This is a genomic window from Sphingomonas sp., from assembly GCA_019635535.1.
Lineage (GTDB): Bacteria > Pseudomonadota > Alphaproteobacteria > Sphingomonadales > Sphingomonadaceae > Allosphingosinicella.
Genome location: JAHBZH010000001.1, coordinates 954,693 through 969,059, shown reverse-complemented (window position 1 = coordinate 969,059; position 14,367 = coordinate 954,693). Strand labels below are relative to the sequence as shown.

The following is a 14,367-nucleotide window of genomic DNA, read 5'->3' as shown; positions in this document are numbered from 1 at the left end:
GACCAATCGACATGCTTCCTTCCCTTCTTTCTCCTTGAGAGGGAGAGAAGGATGAAGGTGTCGGACGATGGCCGATCGTTCCGGCAGCAGGTGCCATCGTGCGCCTGATCGCTCGGCGCGGCTATTCCCGTTCGTCGCCGGGCTCGGCCTCCGCCGCGAGCGCGATCTCCTTCGGCTTGCGCGCTTCGAAAACCTTGGCGATCCGGGCTTGCTCGGCTTTGGGCAGATCTTCGGCCGCGGCCGGGAACATGTCTTCCTCTTCCTCGTCGATATGATGTTCGTAGCGGTGCCGCATCTCCTTGAAGCGGGCGAGCCAGCCGGGGGAGCTCATGTCGGTTTCGACGAGATCGGCGAGGAAATCGTCGATCTCCTTGTGCTCGGCGACCGAATGGCGCGCCTCGTCGCGCAATTCGGGCTTGGCGAGCATGGCGGCGTAGAGCGCCTCCTCCTCGGCCGCGGCATGGGCGGAGACCTCGATCCGGAAGGCTTCGAACAGGCTGCGCCGCTCGGCGCTGTCGCCGCTCGTGTCGGCGAGCTGCGCCAGCAGCTCGCGGTGGCGGTCGTGATCGGCCTTGAGATCGGCGAAGATGCGGGCGTCGGCCATGAAATGCTCCCTGAGGTGTCGCCGATCAAACCCCCGACGCCGCCTCCGGTTGCACGCAGGCGTCCACCCAGCCTTTCGCGACCAGCGCCACAAGCCGCTCCGGCGCGACCTCGACCGAGCTGTTCAGGGAGCCGGCAGCCGGGAAGACCGTGTCGAAGCCCCTGAGCGAGACATCGCACCAGACCGGCAACGGCGTCGCCAGGCCGAACGGGCAGACGCCGCCGACCGGATGGCCGGTCAGCGCCAGCGTCTCTTCCGGCCCGAGCATGCGCGGCCGGCCGCCAAACGCGGCCTTCGCCTTCGCATTGTCGAGCCGCGCATCGCCGCGCGCGACGAGCAGCAGCACCTCCCCGTTGACGCGGATGGCCAGCGTCTTGGCGATGCGCCCCGGCGCGACACCGAGCGCCCGCGCCGCCTCGGCGACCGTCGCGGTGCTGTCCGTCACCTCGATCAGCGGCAGATCGGGGGCATGCGTGGCCAACCAGGCACGCACCGATTCCAGGCTCATGAACGACGGCTCCTCGCGCGCTTAATTGCCGCCCCCTCTTGCAGTTGTCGCGTCAACCGGCAATGAAGCAAATGGTCGCCATTCGAACGCCTGCATCATCGGCAAGCGGGAGATGGGGATCATCCTGGCGCTGGTCGTGATCGTCCTCGCCGCTGTCATCCTCCCGTAGGATGGCGGCGCGATAGGCCGAATCCTGCGCGGCGCCCCTGGAGGCTGGCATATCGAAGGTCCGACGCCGTAACCGGAAGGAGAGTGGATGCCCCATCACACGCCGCTGATCGGAACCATCGTCGCGGGCCTGGTCATCGCCTTTGCGATGGGGGCCCTCGCGCAGCGGCTGAAAATCTCCCCGATCGCCGGCTATCTGCTGGCCGGGGTGATCGTGGGGCCCTACACGCCCGGCTTCGTCGCGGATGCCGAGCTCGCCGCCGAGCTGGCCGAGATCGGCGTCATTCTGCTGATGTTCGGCGTCGGCCTGCATTTCTCGCTGCGCGACCTGCTTTCGGTGAAGAATATCGCCGTGCCCGGCGCGGTGGTGCAGATCGGCGCGGCCACGCTGATGGGCATGGCGCTTGGCTGGGCGCTCGGCTGGACGCCGGTCGCCGGCTTCGTCTTCGGCCTGTCCCTGTCGGTCGCCAGTACCGTGGTGATGCTGCGCGCGCTGCAATCGCGCAACCTGGTGGAAACCGAACGGGGACGGATCGCGGTCGGCTGGCTGATCGTCGAGGATCTGGTGATGGTCATGGCGCTCGTCCTGCTGCCGGCGCTGGCCGGCGCGACGACGGGCGATGGCGCGAGCGGCGATCTTGGCCGGTCGTTCGTGATCGTGACGCTCAAGGTCGCGGGCTTCTTCGCGCTGATGCTGCTGATCGGGCGGCGGATCATCCCCTGGCTGCTCCACTGGGTCGTGCATACCGGATCGCGCGAGCTGTTCCGCCTGGCGGTGCTCGCGATCGCGCTCGGCGTCGCCTTCGGCGCGGCCTTCGTGTTCGACGTGTCCTTCGCGCTCGGCGCCTTCTTCGCCGGCATGATCCTGGGCGAAACACCGCTGTCCCGCCGCGCGACCGAGGAGACGCTGCCGCTCAGGGACGCTTTCGCGGTTTTGTTCTTCGTGTCGGTGGGGATGCTGTTCGATCCATCGGTGATCACCGCCCAGCCCGGCCCGCTGGTCGCCACCGTCGCGATCATCGTGTTCGGCAAATCGGTCGCCGCCTTCCTGATCGTGCGCGCCTTCGGCCATCCGACCCAGACCGCGCTGGCGGTGTCGGCCAGCCTCGCCCAGATCGGCGAATTTTCGTTCATCCTGGCCGGGCTCGGCACGTCGCTCGCCATCCTGCCCCCGGAAGGGCGCGACCTGATCCTCGCCGGCGCGATCCTGTCGATCCTGGCCAACCCCTTCCTGTTCTCGCTGGTGGCCGCGCGCAGCAAGCGTGACCAGGAGCTGGAAGACGAGGCGGCGGCCGAAGCGGAGGCAGCGGCAGAGGCGGCGGCAGCGGCCAAGGCGGAACGGCGCGACGGCCACGTCATCCTGATCGGCTATGGCCGCGTCGGGCGGCTGATCGCGAGCGGGCTGATGGCGCGCGGCAAGACGCCGATCGTGATCGAGGATCAAGCGGACGTGGCGCGCGATGCCGAGAAGGACGGCCTTCAGGTGCTGATCGGCAACGCCACGGACAAGCAGACCTTGCGCGAGGCGGGGATCGAAAAAGCCTCCAAGCTGCTGATCGCGATCCCGGAAGGCTTCGAGGGCGGCGTGATCGCCCAGCGCGCGAAGGCGATGCGCCCCGACATCCCGATCATCGCCCGGGCCCATTCGGACGCCGAGGTCGAGCATCTCGAGAAGCTCGGCGCCGGCCATGTCGTGATGGGCGAGCGCGAGACGGCGGCCAAGATGCTGGAGCTGGCCGCGAGCGTGCTGGGATCGACGCCGAGCCCGGCCAAGGCGTGATCAGGCGGGCATACCCGGCCAGGCACCTTCGCCGCCCTTCGGCCTCTGGCTTTCCGTTCAGGCCGGCGCGGGTTCGCCGGCGATCGCGGCCTCGATCGCGGCGACGTCGATCTTGCCCATCGTCATCATCGCCTCGAACGCCCGCTTCGCCGCGGCCCGGTCCGGATTGTCCATCGCCTCCAGCAACACGCGCGGCGTGATCTGCCAGGAGAAGCCCCAGCGGTCCTTGCACCAGCCGCACTGGCTCTCCGCGCCGCCATTGCCGACGATCGCGTTCCAGTAGCGGTCGGTCTCCTCCTGCGTCTCGGTCAGCACCATGAAGCTGACCGCCTCGTTCGGGCGGAAAGCGGAGCCGCCATTGAGGCCGACGCATTGCCGGCCCATCACGGTGAAATCGACCGTGATCTCATTGCCCGTCGTGCCATCCGGATAATCGGAGGGAGCGTAGTGGGATGCGCCGACATGGCTGTGGGGGAAGGTGGCGGCGTAGAAGTCCGCCGCCGCACGGGCCTGGCCGTGATCGAACCACAGGCAGGTGATCAACTCGTTGGTCATTCTCTCTCTCCTTCGTTCGCGCCGGGCGCGACCAGTCCGAACGGCACGCCTTCGGGATCGACGGCGTTCAGCACCTGCTCGCCGCCCGGCACCTCTTGGGGACCGAAGATCACCGTGCCGCCACCGGTCTCGACCCGCATCTTCGCTTCATGGATGTCCGGCACGCGGAAATAGAAGCCCCAGCCGGGCGGCCCGCTCTCTGCGCCCTGGGGCATCATCGCGCCGACCTCCTCGCCATGATGGGCGAGGAAGGCATATTCGCCCAGCTCGCCCATCGGCATGCCGCCCTGCCTGGCATAGCCGAAGCGGCGGCCGTAGAAGGCGAGCGCGGCGTCCGGATCGGGCGTGACCAGCTCGTTCCAGCTCACATGGCCCATGCCGGTCCGCTGAAAGGCATGGCTGCCCCCGTCGCTGGCGCCGCGCATCACGTAGAAGGGGATGCCCTGCGGATCGGCCACCATCGCGATGCGGCCGACATCGGGAATGTCCGATGCAGGCATCAGCACCGTGCCCCCGTCCGCCGCGACGGCGGCCACCGCGGCATCGACATCGTCGACCCCGATATAGCCGAGCCAGCAGGGCCGCGCACCCCGGTCGCACATCGCGTCGGTCAGCGTCATCATCCCGCCGGCCTTGCCGTCGGGCGCGGCGATCATCCGGTAGTCGATCGGGCCGGGCGGCGCGGCGGCGTCGATCGACCAGCCGACCACGTCCTCGTAGAAAGCACGCGCCGCCGCCGGATCGCGGGTCATCAGCTCATACCAGATGAAGCTGCCATGCGGATTGGCCATGAGATGCCTCCCTGCCGCCGTCGTCAGGCGTCGACGATGGGACGGAAGCCGCCCCAGAACATGCGCTGGCCGTCGAAGGGCATCTCCTCGCCCGCGCCCGGCTGCATGTCGGGATCGGACATCATCTTCTCCCAGCCCGTGTCGCGGGTCTCCTTGTCCGGCCATTCGACATAGGAATAGACGATCGCCTCGCCGTCCTGGATTTTCACCGCGCGCTGATAGTCGGTGACCTTGCCTTCAGGCACGTCGTCGCCCCACGCCTCGACGACGCGGACAGCACCGAACTCCTTGAACTTGCCGGAAACCTTTTGCGCCAGCGCGCGATACGCCTCCTTCTTGCCCTCGGGCACGGGGAGGAGATAGCCGTCGACATAGCCGGTCGCGCCGTCCGCCCGCTCGTCGACGATCGACTCGAAGCCGCCGACGAGCATGCGCTTGCCATCGAAGGGCATTTCGGCGCCCATCTGCTTCATGCGCGGATCGTTCATCATCTTCTGGGTGGCGGCGTCGCGCGCCGCTTTGTCGGGATATTCGAACCAGGAAAAGACGACGGTCTCATCGTCCTTCGCCCGCACCGCGCCGTAAAAGTCGGTGACCTTGCCGTGCGGCACGTCATCGCCCCAATTTTCCACCATGCGGGCGACGCCGAACTCCTTGAACAAGGGCAGCGCGTCTGCGGCATGCTTGCGATAGGCTTCCTTGTTCTGCGTCGGCACCGCGGCCACGAATCCTTCGATATAGGTCATCGTCTCTCTCCTTCTGTATCAGGCCGCGACGGGCTCCGGCTTGAGATCGGCAAGCTGCGCGGCGAGCGCAGCCTGGAACGCGGGACGCTCCGTGCCACGCTCGAGATAGGCGGCCAGGCGTGGTCGCTGCGCGATCAATCCCGTGTCGCAATCGTCGCGCAGCGCGGTGACCATCGCGATGTCGGCAATGCTGAAATCGCCCGTCAGCCAGTCGCGATCGCCGAGCGCGTCGGCGAGACGGTCGAGCCGCCGGCCGGCATCCTCCAACAGGCCCGGCCGTCGCAGCTTCGCCCATTCCTGGTCGGCCGAGAACAGCTCCACGTTCGAGATCTCGAAAATCCAGGGCTCGATGCTGCTATAGGCGGCGAACAGCCAGGAGATCGTCGCCATCCGGCGCTTCGGGTCACGCGGCAGCAGGCGCTCGTCCTTCTCGCCCAGATGCAGAAGGATCGCGCCGCTCTCGAAGATCGCGAGGCCGCCGTCCTCGAAGAGCGGCACCTGGCCCCACGGCTGTTCGGCGAAATAGTCCGGCGGCCGGTCGACGGCGTTGATCAGCCGGGTCGAATAGGAAAGCCCGATCTCGGCGCAGGCCCAGCGCGGGCGTAGGTCACGGACATAGCCGCGGGCAAAATCGGGCACCCAGTCGAAGGCCGTGAGGCGGGGCGGGGCGGCATTGATATCGGTCATCGTCTTTCTCCCATATGGCCGAGCTGGCGGTCGGGATGAACGGCGCCGGCTCCAAGGGGGTGGAACCGGCGCCGCTGCCAAGATCTCAGGCGTCCGCCGTCTCGGCCTGGCCCATCGCCTCGCCGGCGGCTGCCATGTCCATCCACATCGGCTCCCAGATATGGCCGTCCGGATCCTCGAAGCTGCGCGAATACATGAAGCCGAAATCCTGCCTGTCGCGCGGCTCCCTGCCGCCGGCGGCGAGCGCCTTATCGGCGATGTCGTCCACCCCTTCGCGGCTGCCCTCGGAAATCGCGATCAGCACCTCGCTCGTCGCATGGGCATCGGCCACCTTCTTCGGCGTGAACTGGGCGAATTTGGCGTGGGTGAGCAGCATCACGTGGATGGTGTCGCTCAGCACCATGCAGGCGGCGGTCTCATCGGTGAACATCGGATTGTTCACTGCGCCGATCGCCTCGTAGAAGGCCCTGGCCGCCGGCAGATCGGCGACCGGCAGGTTCACGAAGATAAGCTTGGACATGAGAGGCTCCCACTTTGCTTTTTCGAGCTGGAATTCAGTTGCCGGCTGCCGGGGATAGAGAAGGGAAAGCGGCCATCGTCACTTCCTTTCGAGGTAAAGGCGGGACGGGCCCGTCCGAACCCGCGTTCAACGAACGAGGCGGGATTTTCGACGACATGCGTATCCTCCTTCCGGCGCTCCACCCGCTCGCCTCGCGGCGAATCGGGTTTGACGCTGATGCGCCTATGAGTTATTAAAAGCAACTATGTCGTTAGAAAAAATAACCTTCAAAAAGAACGACTCGTCGCGGCGGCGCTATGAGGACGCCTGCGGCACCGCGCACGCGATGGACCTGGTCGGGGAGCGGTGGGCGCTGCTGGTGATGCGCGAGCTGATGCTGGGGCCCAAGCGATTCTCCGACCTGCGCGCCGACCTTCCCGGCATCAGCGCCAATGTGCTGACCCAGCGGCTGGAGGGGCTGGAGGCGTCCGGCATCCTGGTCCGCCGCCAGCTCCCGCCGCCCGCCGCGATCCAGGTCTACGAGCTCACCGAATGGGGCTATCAGTCGCGTCCGATCATGGGGGCGCTGGGCCGCTGGGCGACGCGCTCGCCGGGCCACGATCCCACCCGGCATTTCAGCGCCGTCTCGCTGATGTTGTCCTTCCAGGCAATGGGCCAGCCGGCCCTGCTCGCCGGGATCGCGGCGCGGATCGGCTTCGAGCTGGGCCGCGAAACCTTCGTCGCGACGATCAGGGAAGGCGCGATCAGCCCGGCCCGAGACAGCCTGGAAGCGACCGACCTGCTGTTTCGAGGCGAACCGCGCGCCATTGCCGCGGCGGTCTATGGCGGCGTGCCGCTGGCGGCACTGGAAGCCGAGGGCGCGCTCGTCATCGCCGGCGACCGGGCGCTGGCCGAACGCTTCGTCCAGTGCTTCCCGCTGCCGCCGAAGGCGCCGGCGCCTCCAGCCGGCTGAACGGCCGGTTCGTCGAAGCCGCATTTGCCCGGTGCGACGTCGCGGATAAGGTGCGGCGGGAGGGGAAGGAGCAATGGCGGATACACGACGATGGCGCGGCGTGCTGACGGCGATGGCGGCCACGCCGCTGCTCGCCGGCTGCGTGTCCGGCGGCGGGACGGGACCGGACACGGCTTCCGTCACCGGCACCCGCATCGCCGCGCCCGATCCGGGCTGGCGGACGCTGCTGGACGGCGCGGCGAGCCAGGTGCGGCGCTGCTATCGCGGCCCGCGCGTCGGCCATGCCGGACGGCAGATCATCACCCGGCTGCGCGTCATGGTGACGCCCGACGGCCTGATCGACGGCCGCCCCGTCGTCATCGCCCAGGATGGCATTACGCCGCTCAACCGCCTCTATGCCGAACGCATGGCCGACGCCGCGATCCAGTCCGTGCTGCGCTGCGCGCCGCTCAGCGTGCCGCCCGGCTTCGCCGGCAGCGGGCCGATCGAGTTCGACCTGACCTTCGCGCCGCTGGCGAGCGCCTGACGCCACGTGATTATCTCGCCTTCACAGCACGCATGAGTCGCGATATTTGCCGCAGTGCAAAAACCCTGTGGAGACATTCATGCTGCCCTTGATCGCCGTTCTCATGCTCGCGTCGCCGGCCGTGCCGGCCGAACAGGCCGCTCCTGTGCAAACCGAAATCGAGGAAGACGAGCAGGACGAGGTGATCTGCCGCCGCCAGTTTGTCGAAGCCACGCGTATCGGGGAACGGGTGCGCAGCGTCCGGGTCTGCAAGACGCGCGAGGAATGGCGCCAGCGCCCCGTGCGCCGATAAGGCCGCTCAGAAGCGCATCACGCCTTCGATCACGGTGAGGCAGCGGCCGCCGAGCCGCACGCGATCCCCGGCCAGACGGCAATCGACCCGGCCGCCGCGCCGGCTCGCCTGAAAGGCCGTGAAGCCGTCGCGGCCCAGCCGCGCCGCCCAGAAGGGCGTCAGCGCGGAATGGGCGGAGCCGGTGACCGGATCCTCGTCCACCCCCCAGGCGGGAACGAAGACGCGGCTGACCACGTCATGAGGCGCCTGGCCCGGCGCGGTCGCGATCGCCATGATGTCGATATGGCGTAAAGCCGCCATGTCCGGATCGAGCGCCCGCACCGCGGACTCGCTGTCCAGGAGCACGATCGCGGTTCGCTCGGCGCCCTCATGGGACAGGAAATAGGGCGCGGCAGGAAGGCCGAGCGCCGCCAGCACGTCAGCACCATCGGCCGGCACCACGCGCGTGGCCGGCAGATCGAGCGTCAGCGTATCGCCGTCCCGCGCCACGGCCAGGACACCCGCGTGACACGTGCGAAACCGGATCGCATCGCGATCGCCGATCAGCACATGACCGCTGGCCAAAGTGGCATGGCCGCACAGGGCAACCTCGACCGTCGGCGTGAACCAGCGCAATTCGTAATCCGCATCGCCGGTCGCGTCCGGGACGGTGAAGGCGGTCTCGCTGAGATTGTTCTCCATGGCGATCGCCTGGAGCGTCTCGTCCGGCAGCCAGGCGTCGAGCGGCATCACCGCGGCAGGATTGCCGGTGAAGGGGGCATCGGCGAAGGCGTCAACCTGGATCAGGCGCAATTCGGTCATGATTTCAAAATCCTGCTTTCGTCATTTTCGGCGAGCGGATTGCCCGGCTCGTCCACCTGCCCCTCCGGATCGACATGGACGATCGCGTCCACGCCGGGAAATTCGGCGGCGAGATCGCCCTCGATCGCCTCGATCAGGTCGTGCGCCCGCGCCACGCGCATCGCCGGATCGACCCAGATGTGGAACTGGGCATGTTCGACCGGACCGCTGGAACGGGTGCGCACGTCATGGACACCGCGCACCTCCGGATGGCGCGCCACGATCTCCACCAGCCGGCGGCGCCGATCGTCCGGCCAAGCCCGGTCCATCAGCTGCCCGATCGCGCCCGCCGCATTGCGCAATGCGCCGAACAGCAGCCAGCCGGCGATGGCGATGCCGAACAGCGGATCGGCGCCGGAGAAACCAAGAAGCTGATCGAGGACGAGCGCCGCGATCACCGCCGAATTGAGCAGCAGATCGCTTTGGTAATGGAGCCTGTCCGTCCGAATCGCGATCGAGCCGGTGCGAGCGATGACATGTTTCTGATAGGCGATCAGGCCGAGCGTCGCGGCGATCGCGACCAACGAGACGCCGATGCCATATTCGGCATCGGCCGTCGTTTCGCCCGCCGCCAGCCGCTGCACCGCGCGCCAGCCGATCGCCGTCGCCGAGACCGAGATGATCGTCACCTGCGCCAAGGCGGCCAGTGCTTCGGCCTTGCCATGGCCGTAGCGGTGCTCGTGATCGGGCGGCCGCGCGGCGACCCGCACGGCGACGAGAACGATGACCGAGGCAATGAGATCGAGCCCTGTATCGGCGAGCGAGCCGAGCATCGCCACCGATCCGGTCCGCCACGCCGCCCAGGCCTTCAGCGCCAGCAGGAAGAGCGCGACCGCGATGCTCGCCTGCGCCGCGCGGGAGGTGAGCGTGGCGCGGTCGGACGTCATGGGTAGAGGAGGCTTTCCGCCCAGTCGCCGCCGTTGCGCACGAACAGGCGGCGCTCGTGCAGGCGGTGCGGACGATCGGTCCAGAATTCGATCCGGTCCGGCACGAGGCGATACCCCCACCAATAAGCCGGGCGCGTCACCTCCTTGCCCTCGAACTCGGCGACCATCCCGGCATAGCGCGCCTCGAACGCTTCGCGGCTTTCGAGCGGGCGGGACTGGTCCGACGCCCAGGCGCCGAGGCGGGCATCGCGCGAGCGGGTGGCGAAGTAGGCATCCGCCTCGGCCGCGCCGGTCGGCTCGATCCGGCCCTCGACGCGGACCTGGCGGCGCAGCGACTTCCAGTGAAAGACCAGAGCGGCATGGGGGTTGGCGGCGAGCTCGCGGCCCTTGCGGCTCTCGCTGTTCGAATAGAAAGCGAAGCCGCGCACATCATGCGCCTTCAGCAGCACCATCCGCGCCGAGGGGCGGCCGGCCGCATCGACGGTGGCCAGCGCCATCGCGTCGGGATCATTGACCTCGACGGCCTTCGCCTCGGCGAACCAGGCGTCGAACAGGGCATGAGGATCGGCAGGTTCCATGCGCGCGCTCTACGCCCCATATCGCCGGCGCGGCAAGCGGGTGTGGACTTTTCGCAAGGAGTGGAGAAGAAACCGGCATGGCCGACCTTTATTCGACCCTGGGCGTGGCGCGCGGCGCGGGCGAGGCCGACATCAAGAAGGCGTACCGCAAGCTCGCCAAGGAGCTGCATCCGGACCGCAACAAGGGCAATCCGGACGCGACCGCGCGCTTTTCCAAGGTCACACAGGCATATGACATCCTGACCGACAAGGACAAGCGCGCCCAGTACGACCGGGGCGAGATCGACGAGGACGGCAATCCGCGCATGCCCTTCGGCTTCGGCGCGGGCGGACGCCGGACGAGCGGCGGCGGCGGTCCCGAATTTCGCGGCCCGAACGGCGAACCCTTCGAATTCAGCGGCGGCGGCGAGGCGGCCGATCTTTCCGACCTGTTCGAAGGGCTGTTCGGCGGCCTGGGCGGACGGCGCAGCGGCGGCGGGGCCGGGCCGTTCAGCGGCTTCGGACGACGCAGCGCGCCGCCGCAAAAAGGCGCGGATGTCGGTTACCGGCTCGAAGTGCCGTTCGAGGATGCCGCCGCGCTGAAGGGCCAGCGCGTCACCCTGGCCGGCGGCAAGACGCTCGACATCAAGCTGCCCAAGGGCGTCGAGGACGGCGCCAAGATCCGCCTGGCCGGGCAGGGCCAGACCGGCCCCGGCGGCAATGGCGATGCGATCGTCACCATCGCGATCCTGCCGCACCGTTTCTTCAGGCGCGAGGGCGACAATATCCGCATCGACCTGCCCGTTTCGATCGACGAGGCGGTGCTGGGCGCCAAGGTGCGGGTGCCGACCGTGGACGGACCGGTGATGCTGAGCGTGCCCAGGGGCGCCAGCTCCGGCAAGGTGCTCCGGCTCAAGGGCAAGGGCTTCACCGGCAAAAGCGGCCAGCGCGGCGACCAGCTCGTCACCCTAATGGTGGACGTGCCGGACGATGCGGAACTGGCAGCCTTCCTCGAAGGCTGGAACGGGAAGGGGAAGGGCAACCCCAGAGCGGGTTTGGGCGTCTAGAGACTCGTGCGCGACATTTCCCCCGAATCCCCGGAAGCCAGGCGCAAGCGGCTGGCGAGCACGGCGGCCCATTTCGGCACGATCCGCGCCAAGGTTCGCTCCGGCTGGCGGCCGTTCGAGGTGGTCAAGCGCGTCGCGGTGGGCGTCTATTCCGACGGCTTCATCCATGCCGGCAACCTCGCCTATCTCGCTTTGCTGTCGATCTTCCCCTTCGTCATCGTCGCCGCCGCGGTCGCGCGCCTGTTCGGCCAGACCGAGGAAGGGCTGAACGCAGTCAACGCCTTGCTCCTCACCATGCCGGACAATGTCGCCATGGTGCTGAAAACGCCGATCCACGACGTGATCGAGGCACGATCCGGCAATCTCCTCTGGTTCGGCGCGCTGATCGGGCTGTGGACCACCGGCAGCTTCATCGAGACGATCCGCGACATCATCCGGCGCGCCTATGGTGTCAGCTACAGCCGCCCCTTCTGGGAATATCGGCTGGGCTCGCTCGGTATGATCTTCGTCGCCGTGATCGTCGCGATGGTCGCGCTCAGCCTGTCGGTCGCGGCTTCGGGCATCCAGGGCTTTCTCGTCGGCCTCATCCCCGGCGCGGACCGGCTGGTGAACCTGCTCACGCTGTTCCAGGTCGTGCCGGCGCTGGCCTTGTTCGGCTCGATCTACGCCCTGTTCTATGTGCTGACGCCCAAGCGCTATCGCCTCGGTTGCCCGAAATGGCCGGGCGCCGCCTTCGTCGCCGCCTGGTGGGTGGCGACCGCCTGGTTCCTGCCGCTCGCCCTGGCGCAGGTCGGCAGCTACGACCTCACCTACGGCAGCCTCGCCGGCGTGATGATCGCGTTGATCTTCTTCTTCATCGTCGGGCTCGGCCTCGTCATCGGCGCGGAGCTCAATGCGGCGCTTGCGGAGACGCCGGCGCCTCGCCAAGAAGATGTCGAAGCGGTGGTGCACGAGGAGGCCGCGCTCGCGGCCGAACAAAAATCGGAAGCCATCGCCATCGTCGAGGACGCGCAGGCCGAAAGCGGACGGGAGGACACATGACCGGCTTGATGAAGGGGAAGCGCGGGCTGATCATGGGCCTGGCCAATGATCGCTCGCTGGCCTGGGGCATCGCCAGGCAGCTCGCCGAGCAGGGCGCCGAGCTCGCCTTTTCCTATCAGGGCGAGGCGTTGCAGAAGCGCGTCGCGCCGCTCGCCGAGCAACTGGGCTCCGATTTCCTGATCGATTGCGACGTGTCGGACATGGCCGCGCTCGATGCCGCCTTCGCGACGCTCGCCGAACGCTGGCCGAGCCTGGATTTCGTCGTCCACGCCATCGGCTTTTCCGACAAGAACGAGCTGCGCGGGCTCTATGTCGATACCAGCCTCGACAATTTCCTGATGACCATGAACATCTCCGCCTACAGCTTCGTCGCGGTGGCGCGGCGGGCGCGGGCGATGATGCCGGAGGGCGGCAGCCTGCTCACCCTCTCCTATTACGGCGCCGAGAAGGTCATCCCCCATTACAACGTGATGGGCGTCGCCAAGGCGGCGCTGGAAACCAGCGTCAAATATCTCGCCATGGACCTGGGGCCGGAGAATATCCGGGTGAACGCCATCTCCGCCGGCCCGATCAAGACACTGGCGGCGAGCGGGATCGGCGATTTCCGCTATATCATGAAGTGGAACGAATATAATGCGCCGCTGCGGCGCAACGTCACCATCGAGGATGTCGGCGGCGCCGGTCTCTACCTCCTGTCCGATCTCTCGGCGGGCGTGACCGGCGAAATCCACCATGTCGATGCCGGCTATAACGTGGTCGGCATGAAGGCGGAGGACGCGCCCGACATCAGCGTGCTGTGAACGGCACCGCCTTCCGACGCGTCTTCGTCCACGGCCGGGTCCAGGGCGTCTCCTATCGCGACTGGGCGGTCCGTGCCGCGCGGTCGCTCGGCCTCGACGGCTGGGTTCGCAACCGGCTCGACGGCCGGGTGGAGATGATCGTCGCGGGGCCGCCGGATGCGGTCGAGGCGATGATCGCGCAATGCCGCGAAGGGCCGAGGCTGGCGCGGGTCGATCGCGTCGAGGTCGAGGAGACGAACGAAGCCGTGATCGCCGGCTTTGTCCAGATGCCGACGCTCTAGCTCTTCTTCCGGCCGATCAGGGTGCCCTTGGTGCCGCCGAGATCGAGCCGGAAATCGAATTCCGGATGGGCGCGGCGCCAGCGGCGGGCGACGAAGCGCTCGCCGGGGCGGGCTCCGTCATCGAGCATCACCGTGCCGCCCGGCGCGACATGGTCGAACAAAGAGGCAGCGGCGCCGCGCGTGAAGGGATGGATCGTCCAGGGCGGGCCGTCGATCAGCATCAGATCGATGTCGCGCGGCAACGGCCCATGATCGTACCACAGCCCCGGCCAACCCTGCGGCGAGGGGCGCAGCGGCACCGCGCGCAGATCGGCGGAAAGCCCGTGATCGGCGAGCCAGTCGCGCGTCGCGGCGACGAAATCGGCATGCTGATCGAAGCTGATCAGCGTCCCGCCGCCCGCTTTCCGCAGCGCTTGGGCAAGGATCAGGGTCGAGGCGCCGGCGCCGAACTCGACGACAAGCTTCGGCCGCTCCGCGAAAATGTGATCGACGAGCAGGGCGAGCAAGCCGGTATCGGCCTTCCAGCTCCCCAGATAGGGCAAAGCGTCATAAGGCAGATCGAGCCGGTCGAGCAGATCATGCTTGTCCGCGAGCCGGCCGCCGTGAAGGCTGCGCAGCAGCCAGGGCCACTGGACCGTGCCGAAAGCCAGCATCGCCGCCCAGTCGGACAGCGAGCGCCCGTCCCAGCCGATCACCAGCGTGTCGCCGATACGGGGCAGCAGACCGGTGGCTTCGCGCGTCGTCATATGGGGTGAAACCTTACCC

General features: G+C 67.9%; 19 protein-coding genes. 8 read left to right on the top strand and 11 right to left on the bottom strand.

What is annotated here, in order from left to right; translation table 11 throughout:
* Nucleotides 1-121 precede the first annotated feature (121 nt).
* Entirely contained in the window at nucleotides 122-604 is a 483-nt protein-coding gene (locus KF780_05005) for a hemerythrin domain-containing protein (protein MBX3561154.1), read from the bottom strand.
* A gap of 25 nt (nucleotides 605-629) precedes the next feature.
* Complete coding sequence (locus KF780_05000; GenBank protein MBX3561153.1) at nucleotides 630-1,112, bottom strand: YbaK/EbsC family protein; 483 nt, start codon at nucleotides 1,110-1,112, stop codon at nucleotides 630-632.
* Between the two features lie 256 nt (nucleotides 1,113-1,368).
* Between KF780_05000 and KF780_04995 the strand changes: the two genes are divergently transcribed.
* Complete coding sequence (locus KF780_04995) at nucleotides 1,369-3,060, top strand: Kef family K(+) transporter (GenBank protein MBX3561152.1); 1,692 nt, start codon at nucleotides 1,369-1,371, stop codon at nucleotides 3,058-3,060.
* Between the two features lie 57 nt (nucleotides 3,061-3,117).
* Here the strand turns inward: KF780_04995 and KF780_04990 are convergent, their stop codons facing one another.
* From KF780_04990 to KF780_04970, 5 genes are all read right to left on the bottom strand, one after another.
* Entirely contained in the window at nucleotides 3,118-3,615 is a 498-nt protein-coding gene (locus KF780_04990) for a VOC family protein (protein ID MBX3561151.1), read from the bottom strand.
* Nucleotides 3,612-4,406: a VOC family protein gene (locus KF780_04985; protein MBX3561150.1), complete on the bottom strand. Its 795-nt coding sequence runs from the start codon at nucleotides 4,404-4,406 to the stop codon at nucleotides 3,612-3,614. The genes KF780_04990 and KF780_04985 overlap by 4 nt, the downstream gene beginning before the upstream one ends.
* A gap of 23 nt (nucleotides 4,407-4,429) precedes the next feature.
* A complete protein-coding gene (locus KF780_04980; protein MBX3561149.1) occupies nucleotides 4,430-5,152 on the bottom strand; it encodes a DUF1428 domain-containing protein in 723 nt (240 codons plus the stop codon).
* An 18-nt stretch (nucleotides 5,153-5,170) separates the two neighbouring features.
* A complete protein-coding gene (locus tag KF780_04975; protein MBX3561148.1) occupies nucleotides 5,171-5,839 on the bottom strand; it encodes a glutathione S-transferase family protein in 669 nt (222 codons plus the stop codon).
* An 85-nt stretch (nucleotides 5,840-5,924) separates the two neighbouring features.
* Complete coding sequence (locus tag KF780_04970; GenBank protein ID MBX3561147.1) at nucleotides 5,925-6,359, bottom strand: lactoylglutathione lyase; 435 nt, start codon at nucleotides 6,357-6,359, stop codon at nucleotides 5,925-5,927.
* A 244-nt stretch (nucleotides 6,360-6,603) separates the two neighbouring features.
* On the opposite strand from KF780_04970, the gene KF780_04965 reads away from it, so the two are divergent.
* The 3 genes from KF780_04965 (at nucleotide 6,604) to KF780_04955 (ending at nucleotide 8,129) form a co-directional block, all read left to right on the top strand.
* Nucleotides 6,604-7,311, top strand: a complete 708-nt coding sequence (locus tag KF780_04965) for a helix-turn-helix transcriptional regulator (protein MBX3561146.1) — start codon at nucleotides 6,604-6,606, stop codon at nucleotides 7,309-7,311.
* 73 nt (nucleotides 7,312-7,384) lie between these two features.
* Complete coding sequence (locus tag KF780_04960; GenBank protein MBX3561145.1) at nucleotides 7,385-7,837, top strand: hypothetical protein; 453 nt, start codon at nucleotides 7,385-7,387, stop codon at nucleotides 7,835-7,837.
* A gap of 79 nt (nucleotides 7,838-7,916) precedes the next feature.
* Nucleotides 7,917-8,129 carry a hypothetical protein gene (locus tag KF780_04955; GenBank protein ID MBX3561144.1) on the top strand — a complete coding sequence of 71 codons (213 nt, stop codon included), beginning with the start codon at nucleotides 7,917-7,919 and terminating at the stop codon, nucleotides 8,127-8,129.
* Nucleotides 8,130-8,135: 6 nt separating this feature from the next.
* On the opposite strand, the gene KF780_04950 is transcribed toward KF780_04955, so the two are convergent.
* Genes KF780_04950 through pdxH form a run of 3 tightly spaced genes read right to left on the bottom strand, consistent with a single transcriptional unit; the run spans nucleotide 8,136 to nucleotide 10,434 of the window.
* Nucleotides 8,136-8,930, bottom strand: coding sequence for a PhzF family phenazine biosynthesis protein (locus KF780_04950; protein MBX3561143.1), 795 nt, complete (start codon nucleotides 8,928-8,930; stop codon nucleotides 8,136-8,138).
* Entirely contained in the window at nucleotides 8,927-9,856 is a 930-nt protein-coding gene (locus tag KF780_04945) for a cation diffusion facilitator family transporter (protein MBX3561142.1), read from the bottom strand. The genes KF780_04950 and KF780_04945 overlap by 4 nt, the downstream gene beginning before the upstream one ends.
* Nucleotides 9,853-10,434 carry a pyridoxamine 5'-phosphate oxidase gene (pdxH, locus tag KF780_04940; GenBank protein ID MBX3561141.1) on the bottom strand — a complete coding sequence of 194 codons (582 nt, stop codon included), beginning with the start codon at nucleotides 10,432-10,434 and terminating at the stop codon, nucleotides 9,853-9,855. Before pdxH ends, KF780_04945 begins: the two co-directional genes overlap by 4 nt.
* Before the next feature lie 77 nt (nucleotides 10,435-10,511).
* Here pdxH and KF780_04935 point away from each other — a divergent pair, with 77 nt between their 5' ends.
* The 4 genes from KF780_04935 to KF780_04920 are packed head-to-tail and all read left to right on the top strand — an operon-like array spanning nucleotide 10,512 to nucleotide 13,602.
* Nucleotides 10,512-11,480: a J domain-containing protein gene (locus tag KF780_04935; protein ID MBX3561140.1), complete on the top strand. Its 969-nt coding sequence runs from the start codon at nucleotides 10,512-10,514 to the stop codon at nucleotides 11,478-11,480.
* Nucleotides 11,481-11,486: 6 nt separating this feature from the next.
* Entirely contained in the window at nucleotides 11,487-12,521 is a 1,035-nt protein-coding gene (locus tag KF780_04930; GenBank protein ID MBX3561139.1) for a YihY/virulence factor BrkB family protein, read from the top strand.
* Entirely contained in the window at nucleotides 12,518-13,321 is an 804-nt protein-coding gene (fabI, locus tag KF780_04925) for an enoyl-ACP reductase FabI (GenBank protein MBX3561138.1), read from the top strand. Before KF780_04930 ends, fabI begins: the two co-directional genes overlap by 4 nt.
* Entirely contained in the window at nucleotides 13,318-13,602 is a 285-nt protein-coding gene (locus KF780_04920; protein MBX3561137.1) for an acylphosphatase, read from the top strand. The genes fabI and KF780_04920 overlap by 4 nt, the downstream gene beginning before the upstream one ends.
* On the opposite strand, the gene KF780_04915 is transcribed toward KF780_04920, so the two are convergent.
* Complete coding sequence (locus KF780_04915) at nucleotides 13,599-14,348, bottom strand: class I SAM-dependent methyltransferase (GenBank protein MBX3561136.1); 750 nt, start codon at nucleotides 14,346-14,348, stop codon at nucleotides 13,599-13,601. The genes KF780_04920 and KF780_04915 overlap by 4 nt on opposite strands.
* Nucleotides 14,349-14,367: the final 19 nt, after the last annotated feature.